Origin of the sequence: Pseudomonas soli (assembly GCF_021283165.2) — a bacterium.
GTDB lineage: Bacteria > Pseudomonadota > Gammaproteobacteria > Pseudomonadales > Pseudomonadaceae > Aquipseudomonas > Aquipseudomonas soli.
On record NZ_CP128543.1, the window covers coordinates 5,695,126 to 5,720,357 of the forward strand.

22 protein-coding genes are annotated in these 25,232 nt (G+C 63.4%); 2 read left to right on the forward strand and 20 right to left on the reverse strand.

Going from position 1 to position 25,232, the window contains the following annotated elements:
- Window positions 1–39 precede the first annotated feature (39 nt).
- The 13 genes from LU688_RS26270 to LU688_RS26330 form a co-directional block, all read right to left on the reverse strand.
- Window positions 40–987, reverse strand: a complete 948-nt coding sequence (locus LU688_RS26270) for a sigma 54-interacting transcriptional regulator (protein ID WP_094010960.1) — start codon at window positions 985–987, stop codon at window positions 40–42.
- Window positions 988–1,051: 64 nt separating this feature from the next.
- Window positions 1,052–1,633: an alpha/beta hydrolase gene (locus LU688_RS26275; RefSeq protein ID WP_038707007.1), complete on the reverse strand. Its 582-nt coding sequence runs from the start codon at window positions 1,631–1,633 to the stop codon at window positions 1,052–1,054.
- A gap of 193 nt (window positions 1,634–1,826) precedes the next feature.
- On the reverse strand, window positions 1,827–2,228 hold the full coding sequence (locus LU688_RS26280; RefSeq protein WP_028688526.1) for an ExbD/TolR family protein: 402 nt from the start codon (window positions 2,226–2,228) through the stop codon (window positions 1,827–1,829).
- Window position 2,229: 1 nt separating this feature from the next.
- A complete protein-coding gene (locus tag LU688_RS26285; RefSeq protein WP_038707008.1) occupies window positions 2,230–2,952 on the reverse strand; it encodes a MotA/TolQ/ExbB proton channel family protein in 723 nt (240 codons plus the stop codon).
- 30 nt (window positions 2,953–2,982) lie between these two features.
- Window positions 2,983–3,783: an energy transducer TonB gene (locus tag LU688_RS26290; protein WP_094010959.1), complete on the reverse strand. Its 801-nt coding sequence runs from the start codon at window positions 3,781–3,783 to the stop codon at window positions 2,983–2,985.
- 293 nt (window positions 3,784–4,076) lie between these two features.
- Window positions 4,077–5,066: a sulfate/molybdate ABC transporter ATP-binding protein gene (locus LU688_RS26295; protein WP_008093195.1), complete on the reverse strand. Its 990-nt coding sequence runs from the start codon at window positions 5,064–5,066 to the stop codon at window positions 4,077–4,079.
- Between the two features lie 3 nt (window positions 5,067–5,069).
- Window positions 5,070–5,942, reverse strand: coding sequence for a sulfate ABC transporter permease subunit CysW (cysW, locus tag LU688_RS26300; RefSeq protein WP_046853746.1), 873 nt, complete (start codon window positions 5,940–5,942; stop codon window positions 5,070–5,072).
- Window positions 5,943–5,955: 13 nt separating this feature from the next.
- Window positions 5,956–6,774 (reverse strand): sulfate ABC transporter permease subunit CysT, encoded by an 819-nt coding sequence (gene cysT / locus LU688_RS26305; protein WP_023629656.1) that lies wholly within the window; start codon window positions 6,772–6,774, stop codon window positions 5,956–5,958.
- Between the two features lie 110 nt (window positions 6,775–6,884).
- Entirely contained in the window at window positions 6,885–7,892 is a 1,008-nt protein-coding gene (locus tag LU688_RS26310) for a sulfate ABC transporter substrate-binding protein (RefSeq protein ID WP_031314766.1), read from the reverse strand.
- A gap of 47 nt (window positions 7,893–7,939) precedes the next feature.
- Window positions 7,940–8,122, reverse strand: a complete 183-nt coding sequence (oscA, locus tag LU688_RS26315; protein WP_003258557.1) for a sulfur starvation response protein OscA — start codon at window positions 8,120–8,122, stop codon at window positions 7,940–7,942.
- Between the two features lie 189 nt (window positions 8,123–8,311).
- Window positions 8,312–11,365, reverse strand: a complete 3,054-nt coding sequence (locus LU688_RS26320) for an efflux RND transporter permease subunit (RefSeq protein WP_094010958.1) — start codon at window positions 11,363–11,365, stop codon at window positions 8,312–8,314.
- Window positions 11,362–12,429 (reverse strand): efflux RND transporter periplasmic adaptor subunit, encoded by a 1,068-nt coding sequence (locus LU688_RS26325; protein ID WP_094010957.1) that lies wholly within the window; start codon window positions 12,427–12,429, stop codon window positions 11,362–11,364. Before LU688_RS26325 ends, LU688_RS26320 begins: the two co-directional genes overlap by 4 nt.
- A complete protein-coding gene (locus LU688_RS26330; protein WP_094010956.1) occupies window positions 12,426–13,514 on the reverse strand; it encodes an efflux RND transporter periplasmic adaptor subunit in 1,089 nt (362 codons plus the stop codon). The genes LU688_RS26325 and LU688_RS26330 overlap by 4 nt, the downstream gene beginning before the upstream one ends.
- Window positions 13,515–13,653: 139 nt before the next feature.
- Between LU688_RS26330 and LU688_RS26335 the strand changes: the two genes are divergently transcribed.
- Complete coding sequence (locus tag LU688_RS26335; RefSeq protein ID WP_094010955.1) at window positions 13,654–14,820, forward strand: AAA family ATPase; 1,167 nt, start codon at window positions 13,654–13,656, stop codon at window positions 14,818–14,820.
- Window positions 14,821–14,883: 63 nt separating this feature from the next.
- On the opposite strand, the gene LU688_RS26340 is transcribed toward LU688_RS26335, so the two are convergent.
- From LU688_RS26340 to LU688_RS26370, 7 genes are all read right to left on the reverse strand, one after another.
- Window positions 14,884–15,777, reverse strand: a complete 894-nt coding sequence (locus LU688_RS26340) for an ABC transporter permease subunit (RefSeq protein ID WP_038707013.1) — start codon at window positions 15,775–15,777, stop codon at window positions 14,884–14,886.
- A complete protein-coding gene (locus LU688_RS26345) occupies window positions 15,774–16,694 on the reverse strand; it encodes an ABC transporter permease subunit (RefSeq protein ID WP_023630467.1) in 921 nt (306 codons plus the stop codon). The genes LU688_RS26340 and LU688_RS26345 overlap by 4 nt, the downstream gene beginning before the upstream one ends.
- Window positions 16,691–17,833, reverse strand: coding sequence for a polyamine ABC transporter ATP-binding protein (gene potA / locus LU688_RS26350; protein ID WP_023630468.1), 1,143 nt, complete (start codon window positions 17,831–17,833; stop codon window positions 16,691–16,693). The genes LU688_RS26345 and potA overlap by 4 nt, the downstream gene beginning before the upstream one ends.
- A gap of 57 nt (window positions 17,834–17,890) precedes the next feature.
- A complete protein-coding gene (locus LU688_RS26355; RefSeq protein ID WP_094010954.1) occupies window positions 17,891–18,985 on the reverse strand; it encodes a polyamine ABC transporter substrate-binding protein in 1,095 nt (364 codons plus the stop codon).
- A 161-nt stretch (window positions 18,986–19,146) separates the two neighbouring features.
- Window positions 19,147–20,244 carry a polyamine ABC transporter substrate-binding protein gene (locus tag LU688_RS26360; RefSeq protein WP_094010953.1) on the reverse strand — a complete coding sequence of 366 codons (1,098 nt, stop codon included), beginning with the start codon at window positions 20,242–20,244 and terminating at the stop codon, window positions 19,147–19,149.
- A 169-nt stretch (window positions 20,245–20,413) separates the two neighbouring features.
- Entirely contained in the window at window positions 20,414–21,775 is a 1,362-nt protein-coding gene (locus tag LU688_RS26365; RefSeq protein WP_094010952.1) for an aspartate aminotransferase family protein, read from the reverse strand.
- 48 nt (window positions 21,776–21,823) lie between these two features.
- Window positions 21,824–23,182 (reverse strand): glutamine synthetase family protein, encoded by a 1,359-nt coding sequence (locus tag LU688_RS26370; RefSeq protein ID WP_038707014.1) that lies wholly within the window; start codon window positions 23,180–23,182, stop codon window positions 21,824–21,826.
- A 667-nt stretch (window positions 23,183–23,849) separates the two neighbouring features.
- Here LU688_RS26370 and LU688_RS26375 point away from each other — a divergent pair.
- Window positions 23,850–25,226 carry a glutamine synthetase family protein gene (locus LU688_RS26375; RefSeq protein ID WP_038707015.1) on the forward strand — a complete coding sequence of 459 codons (1,377 nt, stop codon included), beginning with the start codon at window positions 23,850–23,852 and terminating at the stop codon, window positions 25,224–25,226.
- The last annotated feature ends 6 nt before the right edge of the window (window positions 25,227–25,232 follow it).

Sequence of the window (25,232 nt, forward strand, 5' to 3'; positions counted from 1 at the left end):
GCCATCATGACCTTTGGTCATGAGCGACACCGCGCGGCTCTAAGGCGCGGTTTCACCCAGTCGCGCCAGGGCTTCGCCCAGCAGCCCACGCAGTTCAGCGAGGGTCTGCGCTTCGCCGCCACGGCGTAGCTGTTCCAGCTGTCGCGCCAGGTTGGCCAGTGGGCGGGTGGCCGGCAGGTCGAGGTGCTCAGGGAGGATTTCATCGCCATCGCTGACCAGCAGGGCGAAGTGAATGACGTTCTCCAGCTCGCGGGTATTGCCCGGCCAGGCATGCGCTTCGAGCGCCTGTTGTGCCGCCTCGCTGATCAGGGGAACCGGCCGATCCAGGCGCACGCTGTAGATCCCCACGAAGTACTCGGCCAACGGCAGGATATCGCCGACCCGATCACGCAGCGCCGGCAACTCCAGCTCGCCTTCGTGCAGGTAATGGTAGAGCCGCTCGTTGAAACGCCCCGCGCGCACTGCCAGCGCCAGGTCGATGCTGGAAGCGGCCACCAGCCGCACATCGACCGCCTGCGGCTGCGTGGCGCCGACCCGGATCACCTCACGATTCTCCAGGGCGGCCAGCAGCTTGCCCTGGATCGCCAGGGGCAGGTCGGCGATCTCGTCCAGATACAAGGTGCCGCCATTGGCCGAGCCGAACCATCCGGCGCGACTGCTGGCAGTACCACCCTGGCTACCCGCGCTATAGCCGAACAGCTCGGCATCGGCATAGGTCGGGCTGATGGCCGCGCAGTTGACCGACACGAACAACCCGCCCCGATCACTGGCGCGATGAATCTGCCGGGCCAGCAGCTCCTTGCCGGTGCCGGTCTCGCCGCGGATCAGCACCGGCAACGGTTGTGGCGCCAGCCGTTCCAGGGCCTGGCGCAGCGCCTGGGAGCGCGGGTCGACGAACACCAGCGCCTTGGCGCGGATGCTCAGCGGGCTCTTGTCCAGCTCGGGGAAGGTCAGCAGCGGCTGACCGAATGGTGTGTGAAATGTCATGGAATACTCCCGCCCCGGCCGCAAGCGGTCGAGGGACTCAGCTCAGTCGATGAAAACCTGTGGATCAGGCGCGGCGCAGGGCGCGCTGGTCGACACGGGCCTGCAGCCGGTAGAGATAGGCAAAGCCTTGCTCCCAGCGCTGGTGCCCGGACTTGACGTTGATATGCCCGGCGTTGGCCAGCAGCCCGGCTTCGGCGCCCCAGGCCTGCGCCAGGTACAACGCGCGCGGCACGCTCACCGCCGGGTCGTTGTCGGAGCTGACCACCTGGCTGGGGAACGGCAGGGCCTGCAGGGGAATCGGCGCAAAATTGCGCAGGGCTGGCGCGCAGTTCGGCCGCTCGACATCCGCCGGTGCCACCAGCAGCGCGCCGCGCACCCTTTGCTGCAAATCAGGGCTGGCCTGGGCGGCCCAATGCGCGACTGTGATGCAGCCGAGGCTGTGGGCGATGAGAATCACCGGCGAGCGCTCGGCGGCAATCTCTTGTTCCAGCGCCTGTACCCAATCGCGTCGTTGTGGCGTGAGCCAGTCGCTCTGCTCGACCCGTGCGCTGTTGGGCAGGCTGCGCTGCCAGTGACTTTGCCAATGGTTGTCTGGCGATCCTTGCCAGCCCGGCACAATCAGGTAACGAATCGACTCATTGCGCATGGGGACGCCTCCGGAAGTTTGCGTGCTTGGGTGCAAGTATAGGGAGGGGGATATATTCGTAAAGGAATAAGAAGCTATTTATTAATAACCAAAAAACTTATATGGAGGAGGCTTGGCTTCGCGCATAAAAAAAGGGCCATCCCCTGCCAAGGAAAATGGCCCCTAAGCACTTGCCTGAAGAAGGTATCGCCGGTCAGCGCGCGGTGATCACCGCCAGCTTGCTGATCCCGGCACGCTCGATCGCCGCCATCGCCCGGGCGACCTCGCCGTAGTTCACACCATCGTCGGCCTGCAACTGCACACGCAGCTCGGCGTCCTTGTCCTTGGCAGCCTTGAGGTTGGTCTCCAGCAGGTCGGGCTGGATCTCGTCCTTGTTGATGAACAGCTTGCCGCTGCCGTCGATGCTCACTACCAGCGGGTCCTTCTGCTCCACCGGTGCCACGGCCTCGGTCTTGGGCAGGTTGATAGGGATGGCGTTGGTCAGCAACGGCGCGGTGACGATGAACACCACCAACAGCACCAGCATGACGTCCACCAACGGCGTGACGTTGATTTCACTCAACACTTCATCGCTGTCCTGGGTCGAGAAGGCCATGTCAGGACGCCTCCTTCACAGGTTGGGTGAAGCCGGTGTGCTGGCGCTGCACCGCCGGATGCACCAGCACGCGGAAGGCACTCTTCTGCGCCAGGCTGTAGAAGTCGTGGGCGAAGTCGTCGAGGTCGGCGGCGGTCAGCTTGAGGCGACGGAGGAAGTAGTTGTAGACCAGCACCGCCGGCACCGCGACGGCGATACCCACGCCGGTGGCCACCAGTGCGGCACCGATCGGCCCCGCCACGGTCTCCAAACTCGCCGAGCCCGCCGCGCTGATGCCCTTGAGCGCTTCCATGATGCCCCACACCGTGCCGAACAGGCCGATGAAGGGTGAAGTGCTGCCGATACTGGCCACCACCGCCAGGCCGGTTTCCAGCGAACGACGCTCGCGAACGATCTGCTGGCGCAGGGCGCGCTCCAGGCGGTCCTGGTGGTTGATGGCCTGGCTCAAATCGTTAGCGTGACCAGGCTCGCCAACCGCGATCGCCGCGAATCCCGCCTGGGCGACACGGGCAGCCGGGCCTGGCAGATCGTGGGCCGGCTCCGCGGCAGAGTCGAGGCTGGACGCGGCCCAGAACTGCTGGTGGAAGCGCTTGTCCTGGTTCTTCAGGCGCACGAACTGCACGACCTTGACCAGGGCCAACGCCCAGGTGGCGACGGAGAAGCCGACCAGCAGCCAGATGACCGCGCCTTCAACGGATTCGAGGGGAGATGCCAACAAGCTCATGATGAAGTCCTTCCTGTGTGCGCTCGCAAGTTAACGAAGCTTGAAATCGATCGGTACGCTGACCCAACCCACCTGGGCCACCTCGCCCTGCTTGGCCGGGACGAAGCTCCAGCGTTTCACCGCGGCTAGCGCGGCGGCGTCCAGAGCGTCGCGACCACTGCTTTTCTGGATCTGGATCTGCCCTGGCTTGCCACTGGGCAGCACCTCGACGCGCAGCAGCACGGTGCCCTCCCAGCCACGGCGCTGGGCCATCTGCGGATATTCCGGCGCCGGGTTCTTGAGGTAGGCGGCGTTGGCCGAGGCTGGCGTCACCGGGGCCGGGGCGGGTGGCGCAGGCGGAGCCGGCGCGGCCACGGGCGTCGGCGTGGGTGGCGGCGCCTCGACCGGTTTCGGTTTCGGCTGCGGTTTTGGCTGTGGCTTGGCCACAGGTTTGGGCAAGACTTTCGGCTTGGGCTTTGGCTTGGCAGCCAACTCGTCGATCACCGGCGGTGGCGGTTCGACCACAGGCGCTGCCGGGGCTGGCGGCGGCAGCTCGACGACCGGCGGCGCGGGCGCGGCGAACTCGATGGTCATGGGCGGAATCTGCGGCGGAACGATGGGCAACGCCGGGGTCGGTGCCTGGTTGATCCAGTAGGCGACGGCACCGTGCAGGGCCAGCACCAGCAGCACCAACGCCAGCTTGTCGCGTCGTTTGAGGCCGCTCAGTGGCGTGCGTTGCAGGCGTAACTGGCCAAGCGGCAGGCGTAGCGTGCGTCCGAGCTCGACCAGGTCGCCCGATGCCGGGTGCCAAGGCTGCTCAAAGGCCCTGACGGCCGACTGGACATTACCCATTGCTAGAAACTCCTGGGGTGTTGATTCAGGTGTGTGGCTGAATCATCGACGGCAGGGGCTTAGGCCATGAAGGAATGTTTAAATTTATTGTTATAGCTTTTTTTGCTATCGATTTTGTCCGGTCCGCTGCAAGCCTTGGCACCAGCGACCTCTAGCCGGGTCGGGTGTTCGACATGCCTGGAAGGCATGAAAAAAATGCTCGAATGGCATGTGGGCAACTGCCCCGCGATTGCGTCCGCCAGGTAACAAAAAACCCGGGACCAGGCCCGGGTTCTTCATTCACATCCAGTAGTTCAGATATCCGCCACCTTCTGCCACACCTTCGGCCGGAAGAACAACGTCTCCCCCCGCGCCAACCCGGTCAGGCTGTCATGATCCTTGACCACCTCGGCCTCGATCAACTCGCTCTGCCCTTCCACCTTCAAGGTGACCCGGGTGGTGGCGCCCAACGGGCGGATATCGCGGACCTCGGCGGCATGGTGGCCTTCGGTCTCATGGCGCGACAACGACACCTCGTGCGGGCGGAACAGTACATGGTGGCCTTCGCTCAGCGCCAGGCGGTTGGAGTCACCCAGGAAGTGGTAGACAAAATCGTTGGCCGGTTTCTCGTACACCTCGCCCGGCGAACCGATCTGCTCGATTACGCCCTTGTTCATCACCACGATGCGGTCGGCGACTTCCATGGCCTCTTCCTGGTCGTGGGTAACGAATACCGAGGTCAGGTTGATGTCTTCGTGCAGCCGCGCCAACCAGCGGCGCAGTTCCTTGCGCACCTTGGCATCCAGCGCCCCGAACGGCTCGTCGAGCAGCAATACCTTGGGCTCCACCGCCAGGGCACGGGCCAGGGCGATACGCTGGCGCTGGCCACCGGACAGCTGCTCGGGGTAGCGATCGGACAACCAGTCGAGCTGGACCATGTTCAGCAGCTCGTGGACCTTCTCGGCGATCTTGCTCTCGCTCGGGCGCTCGCCCTTGGGTTTCATGCGCAGGCCGAAGGCGACGTTGTCGAACACGCTCATATGGCGGAACAGCGCGTAGTGCTGGAACACGAAGCCGACGTTGCGATCACGCACGTCGTGCCCGGACACGTCCTCACCATGGAACACGATGCTGCCGTCATCCGGGGTTTCCAGGCCGGCGATGATGCGCAGCAGGGTGGTCTTGCCGCAGCCCGACGGGCCCAGCAGGGCAACCAGCTCGCCGCTGTGGATGTCCAGGTTGATGTTGTCCAGGGCCTGGAAGCTGTTGAAGCGCTTGCTGACGTTACGAACTTCGATCGACATGAATCATTCCTCCGCGGCGCTATGGCGCAGGCGGTTAATACGGTTCTCGCTCCACTGCTTGAGCAGCAGGATGAAGAGCGCCAGGATCAGCAGCAGGCTGGCCACGCTGAAGGCCGCGACATGGTTGTACTCGTTGTAGAGGATCTCCACGTGCAGCGGCAAGGTGTTGGTGACGCCACGGATATGCCCGGAGACCACCGATACCGCGCCGAACTCGCCCATGGCCCGTGCGGTGCACAGCACCACGCCGTAGATCAGGCCCCATTTGATGTTCGGCAGCGTGACGTGCCAGAACATCTGCCAGCCGTTGGCCCCGAGCAGGCGCGCGGCCTCCTCTTCCTGGGTGCCCTGCTCCTGCATCAGCGGGATCAGTTCACGGGCGACGAACGGCACGGTGACGAAGATGGTCGCCAGGACGATGCCCGGCAGGGCGAAGACGATCTGGATATCGTGGTCCTGCAGCCACGGGCCGAACAGGCCCTGGGCGCCGAACATCAGCACGTAGACCAGGCCGGCGATCACCGGTGACACCGAGAACGGCAGGTCGATCAGGGTCACCAGGATACTTTTGCCACGGAAGCTGTACTTGCTCACGCACCAGGCGGCACTGACCCCGAACAGCAGGTTCAGCGGCACCGAAATGGCCACCGCCAGCAGGGTGAGCTTGAGCGCAGACAAGGCATCGGCCTCGAAGATCGCCTCGAAGAAGGTGCCGAAGCCGTTTTTCAGGGCTTGGGACACCACGATCACCAGCGGCAGCGCCAGGAACAGCGCAAAGACGATCCAGGCCAGGGTGATCAGCACGCGGCGCGAAGTGGCACTGCCACGCCGGGCGGCGTTGGCGGCGGCGGTCGCGCCAAGGGTTGATGAAGACATTAGCGGGCCTCCTTCAAGGGGTTTCGATGCGCCGCTGCAGCAAGTTGATCAGCAGCAGCAGGATGAAGGAAACCACCAGCATCAACACGCCGATGGCAGTGGCGCCGGTGTAGTCGTACTGGTCGAGCTTGACCATGATCAGCAACGGCAGGATCTCGGTCTTCATCGGCATGTTGCCGGCGATGAAGATCACCGAACCGTACTCGCCAACGCCACGGGCAAAAGCCAGGGCGAAGCCGGTCAGCCACGCTGGCAGCAACGCCGGAGCCAGTACATGGCGGAACACCTGCAAAGGCTTCGCGCCCAGGCAGGCGGCAGCCTCTTCCACCTCACGCGGGATGTCAGCCAGCACTGGCTGCACCGTGCGCACCACGAACGGCAGGGTGACGAACGTCAGCGCCAGGGTGATGCCCAGTGGGGTGTAGGCGATCTTGAAACCAAGATCCGTGGCGAACTGACCAACCCAGCCCGCAGGGGCGTACAAGGCGGTCAAGGCAATGCCGGCCACGGCGGTGGGCAGGGCGAACGGCAGGTCGATCATCGCGTCGATGACCTTGCGCCCGGGGAAGGTGTAGCGCACCAGCACCCAGGCCAGCAGGGTGCCGATCACGCCGTTGATGATGGCGGCGAACAGGGCGGTGCCGAAACTCAGCTTCAGCGCGGCGATGACCCGCGGCGCGCTGACGATGTTCCAGAACTGCTCCCAGGTGAGCTGCGAGGCATGGATGAACATGGCCGCCAGCGGTATCAGCACGATCAGGCTGAGGTACACCAAGGTGTAGCCCAGCGTCAGCCCGAAGCCGGGTATGACGGGGGAAATGCGACGTGACATAAAGGTCCCTGGTTGAACGCACGAAGCCCGGGAGTCATCCCGGGCCGGTGCAGGCTACTGAAGGGTTTTGTTTGTGGGGCTGCTGCGCAGCCCCGCTTGTTCATTGCCGATCACTGTGCCTGATAAATCTGGTCGAACACACCGCCATCGTTGAAGAACTTCGGCTGCGCAGTCTTCCAGCCACCGAAGTCCTTGTCGATGGTCACCAGGTCCAGTTTCGGGAACTGCTTGCCGAATTCGGCGGCGACCTTCGCGTCACGCGGACGGTAGAAGTTTTGTGCAGCGATCTTCTGGCCAGCCGGGCTGTACAGATGCTTGAGGTATTCCTCGGCGATCTTCTCGTTGCCCTTCTTCTCGGCGTTCTTGTCGACCACCGCCACCGGTGGCTCGGCCAGGATCGACAGCGATGGGACGACGATCTCGAACTTGTCGCTGCCACCGTCTTCCTTCAGCGCCAGGAAGGCTTCGTTTTCCCACGCCAGCAGCACATCGCCCTGGCCGTTGTTGACGAAGGTGATGGTCGAGCCACGCGCGCCGGTATCGAGCACCGGCACGTGCTTGAACAGCTCCTGCACGTAGGCCTTGGCCTTGTCTTCACTGCCGCCGGTCTTCAGGCCGTAGGCCCAGGCGGCGAGGAAGTTCCAGCGGGCGCCGCCGGAGGTCTTTGGATTGGGCGTGATCACCGAGACGTCTTTCTTGATCAGGTCGCCCCAGTCCTTGATGCCTTTCGGGTTGCCCTTGCGTACCAGGAACACGATGGTCGAGGTGTACGGCGTGCTGGCGTCCGGCAGGCGCTTCTGCCAGTCCTCCGGCAGGGTCTTGCCGAGCTTGGCGATCTCGTCGATGTCGCCGGCCAGGGCCAGGGTCACCACGTCGGCGCGCAGGCCGTCGATGACCGCGCGGCCCTGCTTGCCCGAACCGCCGTGGGACTGCTGGATCTTCACCTTGTCGCCGGGGTTGGCGGCTTGCCAATGCTTGATGAACTCGGCGTTGTACTGCTGGTACAGCTCGCGGGTCGGGTCATAGGACACGTTCAGCAATTCGTAGTCCTTGGCGATCGCGGAACCGGCAAAAACGGCACTGGCCAGGGCGGCAAGCGCATAACGGCGGATGGACATGGTGAAGCTCCCGATTGGCATTTTTCTAGTTTTGAAGGGGTGCGGTGTCAGCCGGTCTTGTTGCCGGGCTGCTGCAGGCGGAACTTCTCCTTGCGTTCAATCTGCACCACCTGGGCGTTGTGCACGGTGATCTCCACCGCGCCAAAGCGCAGGTCGCGCAGGGCACTCTGGATTTCACGCAGAATGGTGGCTTCGTCCTGACCGTCGATGCTGCGCAGAGATGCACTCATGCTCGTTCTCCTGTGAGTAAGGGAGCCGGGCAGAGGTTTTGAAGGGGATTTGCGCCTGGCTTGAGGGCAATACTAGTGAGGCGCGGATATTCTTAAAAATACTGTTTAAGAATGTTTATATAACCATTAGCGCGAACACTGAGCCCTGTGGGAGCTGGCAAGCCGGCTCCCACAGGGTGCGCGTGGTTCTCAGGAAGTCTTTTCCGGCTCGCGGATCTTGTACCAGGCCACGTACAGCGCCGGCAGGAACAACAGCGTCAGCAGCGTTGCACTGATGATGCCGCCGATCATGGCGTAGGCCATCGGCCCCCAGAACACTTCCCGGGCAATCGGGATCATGCCCAGGCTTGCCGCCGCCGCCGTCAGCAGGATCGGCCGGCGGCGGTGGTTGGTCGCTTCCACCACCGCGTCCCAGGGGGTGTAGCCCTGCTCTTCGAATTCGTCGATCTGGGTCACCAGGATCACCGAGTTACGGATGATGATCCCGGCCAGGGCGAGGATGCCGAGGATCGCCACGAAGCCCATGGGCGTGCCCGTGGGCACCAGGGCCAGGACCACGCCGATCAGCCCCAGCGGCGCGACGCTGACCACCAGGAACAGCTTCTGCACGCTGTGCAGCTGGATCATCAGGAAGGTCGCCATGAGGAACAGCATCAACGGAATGACATCGGCGATCGGCCCCTGGGCCTTGCCGCTCTCCTCCACCGTACCGCCGGTGGCCACGCCGTAGCCGGGCGGCAGCTTGCCGGCGAATTCGTCGATCTTCGGCTTGAGTTGCGCCACCAGGTTGGTCGGCTGGATATCGCCGACCACCGAGGCCTTGATGGTGATGGTCGGCTTGCGGTCGCGCCGCCACACCAATGGCTGCTCCAGCTCGTAACGCACGGTGGCGAACGCCAGCAGAGGGATGGACACACCACTGGGGCTGACGATCTGCAGGTTCTGCAGGGTGTCGGGGGAGCCCCGCTCGCTGTCCTCGGCCCGGGCAATGACGTCGACCAGGTAGATGTTGTCGTTGACCTGGGTGACCGGCACGCCGCTGACGATGCTGTTCATTACATTGGCCACGTCTTCGGACGAAAGCCCCAGTTGACGCGCCTTGTCCTGGGCGATCTCGATGCGCAGCACCTTACCGGGCTCGTTCCAGTCGTACATCATGTCGCCGATATGCTCGTTGCTGTCGAGCACCGTGGCCAGTTCGATGGCATAGCGGCGCACCTGGTCGATGTCCTTGCCGCTGACCCGGTACTGGATCGGCCGGCCCACCGGCGGGCCCATCTCCAGCGACTGCACGTTGCTGCCGATGCCTACGAAGTCTTCGCGCAGCAGTTTCTGCAGGCGCTCGATCATGCCCTGGCGCTCTTCGAAGCCCTTGCTGACGATCACCAGCTGGGCGTAATAGGGGTTCTGCAATTGCTGGTCGAGGGGCAGGTAGAAGCGAATCGCCCCCTGGCCGATGTAAGTGCTCCAGCGCACCAGGTCGGGGTCGTCCTTGATCTTCGCCTCCAGGCGATCCACCACCTTGCGCGTTTCCTCGATCGAGGCGTTCTGCGGCAGGTCGAGATCGACCAGGATCTCCGGGCGGTCCGAGGATGGGAAGAACTGGTTCTGTACGAAGCGCATGCCCACCACCGACAGTGCGAACAGCACGATGGTGCCGATCACTGTCACCCAGCGGTGGCGCATGCACCACAGCAGGCCATGCTCGAACGCCCGGCCCACCCGCCCAGGTTCGGCCTCGTGGGGCTTGAGCTTTTCGCTGCTGAGGATATGCACGCCCAGCACCGGGGCGAAGAACACCGCCACCACCCACGACACCAGCAGCGCCACGGCGATCACCGCGAACAAGGTATAGGTGTATTCACCGGCCGAGCTGGCATTGAGGCCGATCGGCACGAAACCGGCCACGGTCACCAGGGTTCCGGTCAGCATGGGGAAGGCCGTCGAGGTGTAGGCGAAGGTCGCCGCCTGCTCTTTCGTCTCACCCATTTCCAGGCGCGTGACCATCACCTCCACGGTGATCATCGCGTCATCCACCAGCAGGCCCAGGGCAATGATCAGCGCACCCAGCGAAATCCGCTGCATGGTGATGTCGCTGTACTCCATGAACACGAACACCATGGCCAGCACCAGCGGAATCGAGCAGGCCACCACCAGCCCGGCACGCACGCCCAGGCTGACGAAACTCACCACCAGCACGATCACCACGGCTTCGAACAAGGCACTGGTGAAGCCGCCAACCGCCTGCTTGACCACCACCGCCTGGTCGGACACGGTGTGTACGCCGACCCCGACCGGCAGTTCGCTGACGATGCTATCCATCTTCTTCTTCAGTGCAGCGCCGAACACCTCGATGTTGCCGCCGGCCTTCATGCCGATGGCCAGGCCGATGGCCGGCTGGCCGTTGTAGCGGAAGATCGGTGACGGCGGGTCGACGTAGCCGCGCTCGATGTCGGCGATATCGGCCAGGCGGAAGAAGCGGTCGTTGATGCGCAGGTTGACCGTCTCCAGGTCCTTCTCCGAGGCGAACTGGCCTGTGGTGCGCACCGAGATGCGCTCGGGGCCGGCTTCGATCACCCCCGCAGGGGTCACCGCGTTCTGCGATTTCAGCGCCTCCATGACTTGCCGCTGGTCGATGCCCAGGGCCGCCAGCTTGCGGGTGGAGAAATTCAGGTAGAGCACTTCGTCCTGGGTGCCGATCAGCTCGATCTTGCCGATGTTGTGCACCTCGCGCACCTCGGCGCGGGCCAGCTCCACATAGTCGCGCAGCTGGCGCAAGGTCAGGCCATCGGAGGTGAAGGCATAGATCGAGCCGAACACATCGCCGAACTCGTCATTGAAGCCCGGCCCCTGCACACCCTGGGGAAACTGGCCACGGATGTCCTGGATCTTCTTGCGCACCTGGTACCAGATAGCTGGAATGTCCCTGGCCTTGGTGGTATCGCGCAGATACACGTAAACCGTGGATTCGCCGGGACGGGTATAGCTTTTCACATAGTCGAGCGAATCGAGCTCCTCAAGTTTCTTCTCGATCCGATCGGTGATCTGGTTCAGTGTCTCGGCCTGGGTCGCCCCCGGCCAACGTGTCTGGATCACCATGGTCTTGATGGTGAAGGACGGATCCTCTTCCCGGCCCAGGTTGAAGTAGGAAAACACCCCCATCAGCAGCCCGACGAACATCAGGTACCAGACGAAAGACTGGTGCTTGAGCGCCCATTCGGAGAGGTTGAAGCTTCCTTTCATCGTGCGTCCTCGTCGAATATGACCTTCTGGCCAGGCTTGAGGCTGTTGACGCCGGCGGTGACGACGCGTTCGCCGGGTTGTACACCGGAGGACAGGATGATGCTGTCAGGACCACGCTCCGCCAGGGTGACGTCACGGGTGGCCACGGTCTTGCCCTGCGGGTCGACTACCCACACCTGGGTTTTGCCATCGCGTTCGAGCAGCGCGGAGCGTGGCAACTCGCTGCGCGGCGTCACCGCCGAGGTCAAGGTGACGCTGATCGCAGTCCCCAAGTGGAAGGCGTCCGGGGTGCTGGCCAGGGTCAGGCGGGCGCGGCGGGTACGGGTGGTGGCATCGGCCTGGGGCTCCAGCTCGCGCAAGGTGGCGGTGGTGTTGATGCTAGGGTCGAGCTGCGAGGCGACGGTGAAGGTGAGGTCGTGACGCAGTTGTTCGGCCAAAGCGATCGGCAGGTCGATCACCGCTTCCTTCACATCCGGGCGCGCCAGTGTGACCACGGCCTGGCCGGCGCTGACGGTCTGCCCGGCCTCGGCCTGCCAGGCCGTGATCACCGCGGCATGGTCGGTACGCAGGGTACTGTAGCCGAGCTGGTCGCGGGCCTGGCTGACCGCCGAGCGCGCCTGCTCCAGTGACGCGCCAGTGGTCTTCAGGTTGGTCTGGGCAATGTCGAGCTGGGCTTGGGCGCCGACCCCGCGGTCATACAACTGTTGCTGGCGGCGGGCATCGGCCTGGGCATTGATCCACTGGGCCTGGACCCGCGCAAGGTCGCCTTCGGCGGCACGCAGCTGGTTCTGCTGGTCGGTCGGATCGAGGGTCGCCAGGGTGTCGCCCGGCTTGACCTGGGCCCCGACATCCAGCCAGCGCCGAGCGATGCGGCCAGACACGCGGAAACCCAAGGTGCTCTCGAAACGTGCCTGGATGTTGCCGGCAAAACGCCCAAGCTGCGCTTGCACCTGGGGCTCGACCACGGTCGACAGCACCGGGCGCACGGGTTCGGGCTGGACGTCCTCGTTGCCACAGGCAGCCAGCAACGCACAGGCAAACAATATCGGCAGCAACGGCCTCATGGCGCGACTCCCCCGCTTTTGGCGTCGACCTTTTCGACCTGAATACCTGGGTTCAGCAGCTGGCCACCACTGACCACCACCACCTCACCGGCCTCGAGACCCTCGCTGATCACCACTTTGCCGGTCAGGTAGCGCGCCACCTGGACCTTGCGCAGTTGCGCCTTGTCACCCTCGCTAACCACCCACACGGCGGGCTCGCTCAGCGCCTTGGTCAGGGCAGACCAGGGCAGCTCGACGCTCGGTTTGCCGTGTGCACTGGCCGAAACGGTCACCGGCGCGCCCAGGGCCATGCCCTTGGGCACATCGCGCAGGGCCACCTTGACCTGCACCGTGCCACTCTGGGCCGAGACCGTCGGGGTGATCTCGCGCACATGTCCCTGGGCGGTGATGGTGGGGCTGTCGATCATGCTTACCGTCAAGTCCCTCTCGCTGCTGGGCGCCACCAGCAGCGATTCGTAGACATTGAACACCGCGTCACGGTCGCCATCGACGGCCAGGCTGAAGATCGGCATGGTCGCCTGTACCACCTGGCCGACCTCGGCCTGACGCGCAGTGATAACGCCGTCGGCTTCGGCAACCAATGCCGTGTAGCCCAATTGCTCGTTGGCGTTGGCCAATTGCGCCTGAGCGGCCTTGAGCGCGCTCTGGCTACTACGCAGCGCGGCCTCGGCGGAGTCGTACTCGCTTTGGCTGGTGTAGCCCTTGGGCAGAAGCTTCTGCTGACGCGCGAACGCGGCGCTGGTCTGGGCGACCCGGGCCTGTTCGGCGAACACCTCGGCCTTCGCCGAATCCACGTTGTTCTGCAGGTCTTTGGGGTCAAGACGCGCCAGTACCTGGTTGGCCTTGACATGGTCACCGACATCGACGCTGCGGGCGATGATCTTGCCGCCCACGCGGAACGACAAATCCGTCTGCACCCGCGCCTGCACGTCACCGGTCAGGGTGACCCGGGCGGCAAAATCGGTGGGCTGCACCTGTTGCACCGCGACCCGGGGCAGCACCTGACCAACCTCCTCCTTGCCACAGCCTGATAGCAGGGAAAGCAACCCCAGGCAAACGACCAGCGGCGCACGCTCTAGCGTCATGCAGGCTCCTTGCTTCTCTCAGGTAAAAGGGATGCGTTTGAAAGCGTAGATCAGTGATCGACAAACGGCATTGGCCAGGGTTCAACAAAGCGAGGCGGTATCGGCGATACTGCCGTCCGACCGCTCAAGGATGCCGCCTATGCTCACCACCCTGGCCATTGCCAACTACCGCTCGATCAACCAGCTGGTGCTGCCGCTGGGGCGGCTGAACGTGATTACCGGAGCCAATGGCAGTGGCAAGTCCAACCTGTACAAGGCCTTGCGCCTGCTGGCAGAGACCGCGCGCGGCGGCGTGGTCAACGCGCTGGCTGCCGAGGGCGGGCTGGAATCGACCTTCTGGGCCGGCCCCGAGAAGCTCACCCGGCGCATGCTCAATGGCGAGGTGCCAGTGGAAGGCGGGCCACGCCAGCAAGCCCGGCGGCTGAAGATGGGCTTTGCTGGCGAAGACTTCGGCTACGCGATCAGCCTCGGCCTGCCCGAACCCAGCCGGTCGAAGTTCGCCCTGGACCCGCAGATCAAGCAGGAGACGATCTGGGCCGGCCCCCTGTGCCGACCCGCCAGCCAGCTGGTGCAGCGCAACGCGGGGATGGTCAGGGCCCGCGATGGGCGCCAATGGCAGGTGCTGCACCAGCACATGACCGAGTTCGACAGCCTGTTCGACCAGGTCGGCAGTCTCCAGGGCTCCCCCGAGGTGCCGCATCTGCGCGAGCAGATCCGCAGCTGGCGCTTCTACGACCATTTCCGTACCGATGCCGAAGCGCCCGCCCGACAATCGCGGCTGGGAACGCGCACGCCGGTGCTGCATCACGATGGCCGCGACCTCGCCGCCGCCCTGCAGACCATCGACGAGATCGGCGACCTGCAGGCCCTGCAGGATGCAGTGGCTGACGCCTTTCCCGGCGCCCGGCTTGCGGTCGACGCCCAGCCCGGCGGCCTGTTCGGCCTGCGCTTGCACCAGGCCGGGCTGTTGCGGCCGCTGAGCGCTGCCGAGCTGTCCGACGGGACCTTGCGCTACCTGTTGCTGGTGGCTGCCCTGCTCACGCCGCGCCCACCGAGCATGATGGTGCTCAACGAGCCGGAGACCAGCCTGCATCCGGACTTGTTGCCGGCACTGGCACGCCTGATCCGCCGCGCGGCGCGAGAATGTCAGGTCTGGGTGGTGTCGCACGCGCCGCGGCTGGTGGCGGCCCTGGAGGAGGATGCCGAGTGTAACTCGATCCACCTGGAGAAGACCTTGGGGCAGACCGGTATCGTCGGGCAGGGGATGCTGGATGAACCGGCCTGGAACTGGCCGGACCAAGGCTGAAAAGACCGCGGGGCAAGGCGCATCGGCACACCGGCGATGCGCCTTGCCCCGCGATGCGAGGGCTCAGGCCTGCGCGGCGGCCTGGGCCGGACGACGTACCTGCGGCTGCGAGACGTTCGCCGCGGCGCCCTCCTCGATGGCCTGCTGGATCGCCCGACGACGACGCTCCTCGGCCTGGCGGCTGAAGTACCAGACCATGAAAGTCACCAGCGACACCGACAGCAGGATCAGGCTGGCCACGGCGTTGATCTCCGGCTTCACGCCCAGGCGCACGGCCGAGAACACTTCCATCGGCAGGGTGGTCGAGCCTGGGCCGGAGACGAAGCTAGCCAGCACCAGGTCATCCAGCGACAGGGCGAAGGACATCATGCCGCCCGCTGCCAGCGACGGCGCGATCATCGGGATGGTGATCAGGAAGAACACCTTCCACGGCTTGGCCCCCAGGTCCATGGCCGCCTCCTCGATGGACAGGTCCAGTTCGCGCAGGCGTGCCGACACCACCACCGCCACATAGGCGGCGCAGAATGTGGTGTGGGCGATCCAGATGGTGACGATGCCACGCTCCTGCGGCCAGCCGATCATCTGCGCCATGGCCACGAACAGCAGCAACAGCGACAGACCGGTGATCACCTCGGGCATCACCAACGGCGCGGTGACCAGGCCACCGAACAGCGTGCGGCCCTTGAAGCGGGTGACCCGGGTCAGCACGAAGGCCGCCAGGGTACCCAGCGCCACCGCGGCCACTGCCGTGTAGCAGGCGATCTCCAGCGAGCGCATCACCGAACCCATCAGCTGGGTGTTGTCGAGCAGGCCGACGTACCACTTCACCGACCAGCCGCCCCATACCGTCACCAGCTTGGAGGCGTTGAACGAGTAGATCACCAGGATCAGCATCGGCAGGTAGATGAACAGCAAGCCGAGCACCAGCATCAGCTTGGAGAAACTGAAGCGTTTCATGCGCGGCCCTCCATCTCTTTGGCCTGGCTGCGGTTGAACAGCAGGATCGGTACGATCAGGATCGCCAGCATCACTACCGCCAGCGCGGATGCCACCGGCCAGTCACGGTTGTTGAAGAACTCTTGCCACAGCACTTTACCGATCATCAGGGTTTCCGGGCCGCCGAGCAGTTCAGGAATCACGAATTCGCCCACCACCGGGATGAAAACCAGCATGCAGCCGGCGATGATGCCGTTTTTCGACAGCGGCACGGTGATCTTCCAGAAGCTGTTGAAGGTGCTCGAACCGAGGTCCGATGCAGCTTCCAGCAGGCTCTCGTCGTGCTTCACCAGGTTGGCGTACAACGGCAGGATCATGAACGGCAGGTACGAATAGACCACGCCGATATACACCGCCAGGTTAGTGTTGAGGATCTGCAGCGGTTGGTCGATCAGCCCCAGCCACAGCAGGAAGCTGTTGAGCAGGCCGTTGTTGCTGAGGATGCCCATCCAGGCGTAGACGCGGATCAGGATCGCAGTCCAGGTCGGCATCATGATCAGCAGCAGCAGGACGGTCTGCGACTCTTTCCTGGCCTTGGAGATGGCGTAGGCCATCGGGTAGCCGATCAGCAGGCAGAGCAAGGTGCTGAAGAAGGCCACCTTGAGCGAGCCGAGGTAGGCCGCGATGTACAGCTCGTCCTCGGTCAGCAGGCCATAGTTGGCCAGGTTCAGCACCAGCTGGACCTTGCCTTCCAGGTAGGTGTAGATCTCGGTGTACGGCGGGATGGCCACATCGGCTTCGGCAAAGCTGATCTTCAGGACGATGAAGAACGGCAGCATGAAGAACAGGAACAGCCAGATGAACGGCACGCCGATCACCAGGTGCCGCCCCTCCGGGACAAGGCGCTGGAACGCTCGCTTGAGCTTGCGGATTTTCATGACCGCAGCACCACGCCGCTGTCGTCTTCCCACCACACGTAGACTTCGTCGTCCCAGGTCGGGCGGGTGCCCTGGCGCTCGGCGTTGGCGACGAACGACTGGACGATCTTGCCGCTGGGCAGCTCGACGTAGAACACCGAGTGGCCGCCGAGGTAGGCGATGTCGTGGACCTTGCCGCGCGACCAATTGTGCTCGCAGGTCGGCTGCTCGGTGGTGACCAGCAGCTTCTCGGGGCGCAAGGCGTAGGTGATGTGCTTGTCCTCGACCGAGGTGGTGACACCGTGGCCGACGTAGATCTTGCGCTCCAGTTCCGGGCTGGCAATGATCGCGTGGCCTTCGGCGTCGTCGACCACCTCTCCCTCGAACAGGTTGACGTTGCCGATGAACTCGCAGACCAGGCGGCTGGTCGGGGTCTCGTAGACGTCGATAGGGCTGCCGATCTGGGCGATCCAACCCAGGTGCATGATGGCGATGCGCTGGGCCATGGTCATGGCCTCTTCCTGGTCGTGGGTCACCATCACGCAGGTCACGCCCACGCGCTCGATGATCTCCACCAGCTCCAGTTGCATCTGCGAGCGCAGTTTCTTGTCCAGCGCGCCCATCGGCTCGTCGAGCAGCAGCAGCTTGGGACGCTTGGCCAGCGATCGGGCCAGGGCCACGCGCTGGCGCTGGCCACCGGACAGCTGGTGCGGCTTGCGCTTGGCGTACTGGGTCATGTGCACCAGCTTGAGCATCTCGGCCACGCGGGCCTCGATCTCGGCCTTGGGCATCTTGTCCTGCTGCAGGCCGAAGGCGATGTTCTGCGCCACGGTCATGTGCGGGAACAGCGCGTAGGACTGGAACATCATGTTGATCGGCCGCTCGTAGGGCGGCATGTCGGTGATGTCGACGCCATCGAGGAAGATCCGCCCTTCGGTCGGACGCTCGAAACCGGCCAGCATGCGCAGCAAGGTGGACTTGCCGGAACCGGAGCCGCCCAGCAGGGCGAAAATCTCGCCCTTGCGGATTTCCAGGGACACATCGTCCACGGCTACCGTTTCGTCGAACTTTTTCGTGACCCGGTCGATCTTGACCAGCACCTGCTTGGGTTGCTGGCCACCCTCGAGGGCTTTCTTATAGGCACCGGAGGCAACTGCCATGAGTGAAACTCCCAACAAGATTTGTGTGCCCGCCGCTGCGCTGGCGGGCCTGGATTGTTACTTGCCCGACTTGACCTTGGTCCAGCTGCGGGTCATCAAACGTTGCACCTTGGGTGGCAACTCGGCGTTGACGAACATCTTGTCCAGCACTTCCTGCGGTGGGTAAACCGCGGCGTCAGTCCTCACGGCCTGGTCCATCAGGTCGCCAGCCTTGGGGTTCGGGTTGGCGTAACCGACGTAATCACTGACCTGGGCGATAACCTCAGGTTTCAGCAAATAGTTGATGAAGGCATGGGCCTCCTTGACGTTGCTGGCGTCCTTGGGAATCGCCAGCACATCGAACCAGAGGTTGCCGCCTTCCTTGGGGATGGCGTAGGCCAGCTTCACGCCCTTCTTCGCCTCTTCAGCGCGGGCCTTGGCCTGGAACACGTCGCCGGAGAAGCCGGCGGCCACGCAGATGTCGCCGTTGGCGAGATCGGTGACGTATTTCGAAGAATGGAAGTAAGTCACGTAGGGACGCACGGCCAGCAGTTTCTTCTCCGCATCGGCGTAGTCCTTGGGGTTGCTGCTGTTGGGGTCGCGGCCCATGTAGTTGAGCACCGCCGGCAGCATCTCATCGGCGGAGTCGAGGAAGGCCACGCCGCACTTGCTGAGCTTCTTCATGTTGTCGGGCTCGAACAGCACCGCCCAGGAATCGATCTTGTCGGTGCCCAGCGCCGCCTTGACCTTCTCGACGTTGTAGCCAATGCCATTGGTGCCCCACAGGTAGGGGACGGCGTACTGGTTGCCCGGGTCGTTCTTCTCCAGGCGCTTCATCAGCGCCGGGTCGAGGTTCGCATAATTGGGCAGCAGGTCGCGGTCGAGCTTCTGGAACGCGCCCGCCTTGATCTGCTTGCCGAGGAAATGGTTGGACGGCACGACCACGTCATAGCCGGTGCGCCCGGCCAGCAGCTTGCCTTCCAGCGTCTCGTTGCTGTCGAAGACATCGTATTTGGGCTCGATCCCGGTTTCCTTCTGGAAATCGGCGAGCGTGGTGGGGCCGACATAGTCGGACCAGTTGTAGATGTGCACCGTGGGCGCCGCTTGGACGCTGCAAGCCAGCGTCAGACCCGCTCCGGCCATCAAGGCCTGGCGAAAAAAAGAAATAGACAAGTGGGTGGTCCTCACAATCAGTGCCTTTGCGGGCAGTAAACCTCGGCCGCACACGCAAAACCGGCGCGCAACTTACCTTCACGGCGTGGATGCCGCAAACTTATTTGCCGTTACTGGCCTCTGGGCCGGAAAAGCCCGGCCCAGAGGTTGCCGCATCGGGCTTACTTGCCCGACTTGATCTTGGTCCAGCTGCGGGTGATCTCGCGCTGGGCGGTCTTCTCGGGCGCCTTGATCGCGTAGAGCTGCGCTTTCACTTCCTCGGAAGGGTAGATCGCCGCATCGCTGGTAATGTCCTTGTCGACGAACTCGGTGGCTGCCTTGTTACCGTTCGGGAAACGCACGGCGTTGGTAATACCGGCCATCACTTTCGGCTGCAGCAGGTATTCCATGAACTTGTAGGCGGCGTCGACGTTCTCGGCATCTTTCGGGATGGCGACCATGTCATAGAAGGTGCCAGCACCTTCCTTCGGAATGACATAGCTCAGCTTGACCTTGTCGCCGGCCTCGTGGGCACGGGCCTTGGACTGCTCCAGGTCACCCGAGTAACCCACGGCCACGCAGATGTTGCCGTTGGCCAGGTCCGAGATGTACTTGGAAGAGTGGAAGTAGGTGATCGAAGGGCGGATTTTCAGGAACAGGTCCTCGGCCGCCTTCAGGTCTTCTTTCTTGGTGCTGTCGCTCGGTTTGCCCAGGTAGTGCAGCGCGGCCGGGATCATCTCTGTCGGCGCATCGAGGAAGCTCACGCCGCAGCTCTTGAGCTTGGCGATGTTCTCTGGCTTGAACACCACGTCCCACGAGTCGATCTTGTCGACGCCCAGCGCGGCCTTGACCTTCTCCGGGTTGTAGCCGATGCCGATGGAGCCCCACATGTAGGGGAAGGCGTACTTGTTGCCCGGGTCGCTGGCATCGCCGACCGCCTTGAGCAGGGCCGGGTCGAGGTTTTTCCAGCTCGGCAGCTTGGAGCGGTCCAGCTCCTGATAGACGCCGGCCTTGATCTGCTTGGCCAGGAAGTTGTTGGACGGCACGACGATGTCGTAACCCGACTTGCCCGCCAGCAGCTTGGCTTCAAGAGTCTCGTTGCTGTCGAAGACGTCGTAGACGACCTTGATGCCGGTCTCTTTCTCGAAGTTGGCCACGGTGTCCGGGGCGATATAGTCCGACCAGTTGTAGACGTGCAGCACCTTGTCGTCAGCCTGAACAGCGGTGGCCATGGCACCCATAAGGGCGGCGGCCAGCAGCGTCTTGCCCAATTTCTTCATGCGTAATGCTCCAGAATTTATTATCAAGCCATCTGTTCAGCAGCCAGGTCCCACGGGTCACGCGCTGGGCGACTGAAACAGCCGTTAGTCTGGCAAGTTACAAGGCGCTGTTTCAACAAAAGCAGCGCCTGTAACGGACTTAATGTCACCTCGCCAGCCTAGCAGACCGTCATTTAATCGCTTCGTACGTCAAATCCAGGCACTTGCGCGCCTTTTCCACCAGCTCGTCCACTTCTTCGCGGCTGATCACCAGCGGCGGCGCGATGATCATGGTGTCGCCGACGGCGCGCATGATCAGGCCGTTGTCGAAGCAGAAGTTGCGGCAGACCATGCCCACGCCCTTGCCCTCGTAACGGCTGCGGGTGGCCTTGTCCTTGACCAGCTCGATCGCGCCGAGCAGGCCCAGGCCGCGCACCTCGCCCACCAGTGGGTGGTCCTGCAGCTCACGCAGTCGTTTTTGCAAGTAGGGTGCCACTTCATCGCGGGCCTTCTCGACGATCTGCTCGTCACGCAGGATGCGCAGGTTTTCCAGGCCCACCGCTGCCGCCACAGGGTGGCCGGAGTAGGTGAAGCCATGGTTGAAATCGCCGCCTTCGCTGATCACCTTGGCCACAGTGTCACGCACGATCACACCACCCATGGGGATGTAACCGGAAGTCAGGCCCTTGGCGATGGTCATCAGGTCGGGTTCAAGGCCGTAGTAGTCGGAGCCGAACCACTCGCCAGTGCGGCCGAAACCGCAGATCACTTCGTCGGCAACGAAGAGGATGTCGTACTTGGCGAGGATTTCCTTGATCTTCGGCCAGTAGGTGTCTGGCGGAATGATCACCCCGCCGGCGCCCTGGATCGGCTCGGCGATGAAGGCGGCGACATTGTCCTCGCCGACTTCGAGAATTTTCTTCTCCAGCTGCTCGGCGGCCCATACGCCGAACTCATCCGGGGTCATGTCGCCACCCTCGCCGAACCAGTACGGCTGCGGGATATGCACGATGCCCGGGATCGGCAGGCCGCCCTGCTCGTGCATGCCGCTCATGCCGCCCAGGCTCGCACCGGCGACGGTGGAACCGTGGTAACCGTTGATGCGACCGATGATCGTCTGCTTGCCCGGCTTGCCCTTGAGCGCCCAGTAGTGGCGGACCATGCGTAGCACGGTGTCGTTGCCCTCGGAGCCGGAGCCGGTGAAGAACACATGGGTCATGCCGGCAGGCGCCACGTCGGTGATCGCCTTGGCCAGCTCCAGCGCCGGCGGGTGGGCCGTCTGGAAGAACAGGTTGTAGTACGGCAGCTCGCGCATCTGCTGCTCCGCCGCCCGTACCAGCTCTTCACGGCCATAGCCGACCGCCACGCACCACAGGCCGGCCATGCCGTCGAGGATCTTGTGCCCCTCGCTGTCCCACAAATGCACACCCTGCGCCTTGGTGATGATGCGCGGCCCCTTTTCCTTCAGCTGTTTGTAGTCGCTGAAAGGTGCAAGGTGGTGCTCGCCGCTCAGGGTTTGCCATTCACGGGTTTGCGGGTTGTTGACGCTCATGTGCTTCTCCATGGTCCGGTGGCCGCGCCCTGGCGGCCTCAGGGTTGATCACACAGCAAACAGCAGGAACTCTCGCTCCCAGGAGCTGATGACGCGCTTGAAGTTCTCGTGCTCGGCGCGCTTGGTGGCGACGTAGCCGGTGATGAATTTCTTGCCCAGGTACTGCTCCAGCGCACGGCTGATTTCCATGCGCTCGAGGGCGTCCTCGATGGTCAGCGGCAGGCGCAGGTTTCGGCGCTCGTAGCCGCGGCCCTGGACTGGCGCGCTGGCCTCGATGCCTTCGACCATGCCGATATAGCCGCACAGCAGGCTGGCGGCGATGGCCAGGTACGGGTTGGCGTCGGCGCCCGGCAGGCGGTTCTCGACCCGGCGGTTCTGCGGCCCGGCATCCGGTACGCGCAAGCCGACGGTGCGGTTCTCTTCGCCCCACTCGACGTTCACCGGCGCGGAGGTGTCCGGCAGGAAGCGGCGGAACGAGTTGACGTTGGGGGCGAACAGCGGCAGCGCCTCGGGGATGAACTTCTGCAGGCCGCCGATGTGATTGAGGAACAACTCGCTCATGCTGCCGTCGGCGTTGGAGAAGATGTTCTTGCCGGTGACGGCATCTACCACGCTCTGGTGCAGGTGCATGGCGCTGCCCGGCTCGCCGGTCATCGGCTTGGCCATGAAGGTGGCGGCCACGTTGTGCTTGAGCGCCGCCTCGCGCATGGTGCGTTTGAACACCAGGATCTGGTCGGCCAGGTGCAGGGCGTCGCCATGACGGAAGTTGATTTCCATCTGCGCGGTGCCGTCCTCGTGGATCAGCGTGTCGAGGTCCAGCTGCTGCAGCTCGCACCAGTCGTAGACGTCCTCGAACAGTGGGTCGAATTCGTTGGCCGCCTCGATGGAGAACGACTGTCGGCCGGTTTCCGGGCGGCCGGAACGGCCCACCGGCGGCTGCAGCGGAAAGTCCGGGTCTTCGCTACGCTTGGTCAGGTAGAACTCCATCTCGGGGGCGACGATAGGCTGCCAGCCTTTGTCTGCGTAGAGTTTAAGGACCTTCTTCAGCACGTTGCGCGGCGACAGCTCGACCGGGTTGCCCTTCTTGTCGTAGGTGTCGTGGATCACCTGGGCGGTCGGCTCGATGGCCCATGGCACGAGAAACACCGCGTTCTCGTCGGGGCGGCAGATCATGTCGATATCGGCCGGGTCGAGCAGTTCGTAATAGATGTCATCGTCGACGTAATCGCCGGTCACGGTCTGCAGCAGCACGCTCTCGGGCAGGCGCATGCCCTTTTCGGCGATGAATTTGTTGGTGGGCGAGATCTTGCCGCGGGTGATACCGGTCAGGTCGCTGATCAGGCATTCCACTTCGGTGATCTTGTGCTCTTTCAACCAATCGGTGAGCTGGTCGAGGTTGTTACTCATAAATACCTCAGGAGGTAATGTGGCGCGGTTGGCGGCAACCGGCGGCCACTGACGCCAAGCGTCGGACAAAGTCGGCGCGCAGCGCGCCGAGGGGCCAGGACAGGCCCGCGCCTTGATTCTGGATGCTGTGCATGGCTAAAGCAAAAACCCTCGCGCAGGACGACAATGGATACACGCCATGGGCGCGCGTCCGGATAGAAAACGAAGGGCAGAAGGAAAGGAGGTGTTGCGCTAAAGCGTTACGAGGCATGGCTTTTTCAAGCGAACCGTCAATTATTGCGGCCAGCGCGGCGCCCCTTCGAAGCAGGCGTGCAGTGACCGGACGGCAACCGGGAGATGTACCTGAACGCACCGTGCATGCGGCGCTGGCAGGTCTCGACAGGCGGACCATGTGACCCTCGTATTATTGTGTTCTGGGTTGATGCCGAGCTTAGCCTCGTTCATTTTTTTACACAACTCCCCCGTAAAAAATAAAACACGCCCCGCTCGGGATAACCCTTCAAGTCGAAAATAGCGGATAATGGCACGCCCCGAGATGCAGCAAATCTGCCGTAGATGTGCCATTTAAGGGCATCAGGGTGCTGGCTTGACTTAACCTGGTCTTTCCGATTGACTGGGGTTGCAAGCCCCCCTTGATTGATATTTTTAACAACAAAGGTGTTGCATCATGTCGGTACCCCCGCGTGCCGTTCAGCTTAACGAAGCGAACGCGTTCCTTAAGGAACATCCTGAGGTTCTCTACGTTGACCTTCTGATTGCAGATATGAATGGTGTGGTGCGCGGCAAGCGCATAGAGCGCACCAGCCTCCACAAGGTTTACGAGAAAGGCATCAACCTGCCGGCCTCCCTCTTCGCCCTGGATATCAACGGTTCAACCGTCGAAAGCACAGGCCTGGGCCTGGACATCGGCGATGCCGACCGTATCTGCTACCCGATCCCCGACACTCTCTGCAACGAGCCTTGGCAGAAGCGCCCGACCGCGCAGCTGCTGATGACCATGCACGAGATCGAAGGCGAGCCGTTCTTCGCAGACCCCCGTGAAGTACTGCGCCAGGTGGTGAGCAAGTTCACCGACCTGGGCCTGACCATCTGCGCCGCGTTCGAGCTGGAGTTCTACCTGATCGACCAGGAGAACGTGAACGGCCGCCCGCAGCCGCCACGCTCGCCGATTTCCGGCAAGCGCCCGCAGTCGACCCAGGTGTACCTGATCGACGACCTCGACGAATACGCCGACTGCCTGCAGGACATCCTCGAAGGTGCGAAGGAGCAAGGCATTCCTGCCGACGCCATCGTCAAGGAAAGCGCCCCGGCGCAGTTCGAAGTCAACCTGCACCACGTCGCCGACCCGCTCAAGGCCTGTGACTATGCGGTGCTGCTCAAGCGCCTGATCAAGAACATCGCCTACGACCATGAAATGGACACCACCTTCATGGCCAAGCCCTACCCGGGCCAGGCAGGCAACGGCCTGCATGTACACATTTCCGTGCTGGACAAAGATGGCAACAACATCTTCACCAGCGAGGATCCCGAGCAGAACGCCGCGCTACGTCACGCTGTCGGCGGTGTGCTCGAGACCCTGCCCGCCTCGATGGCGTTCCTTTGCCCGAACGTCAACTCGTACCGCCGTTTCGGCGCGCAGTTCTATGTGCCGAACGCACCGAGCTGGGGCCTGGACAACCGTACCGTGGCGCTGCGCGTGCCGACCGGCTCGCCGGATGCCGTGCGCATCGAGCACCGCGTGGCCGGCGCCGACGCCAACCCGTACCTGATGATGGCTGCGGTACTGGCCGGCGTGCACCATGGCCTGACCAACAAGGTCGAACCGGGCGAGCCGATCGAAGGCAACTCGTACGAGCAGCTGGAGCAGAGCCTGCCGAACAACCTGCGCGATGCACTGCGCGAGCTGGACGACAGCGAGATCCTCAACAAGTACATCGATCCGAAGTACATCGACATCTTCGTCGCGTGCAAGGAAAGCGAGCTGGAGGAGTTCGAGCACTCGATCTCCGACCTCGAGTACAACTGGTACTTGCACACCGTGTAAACGAAA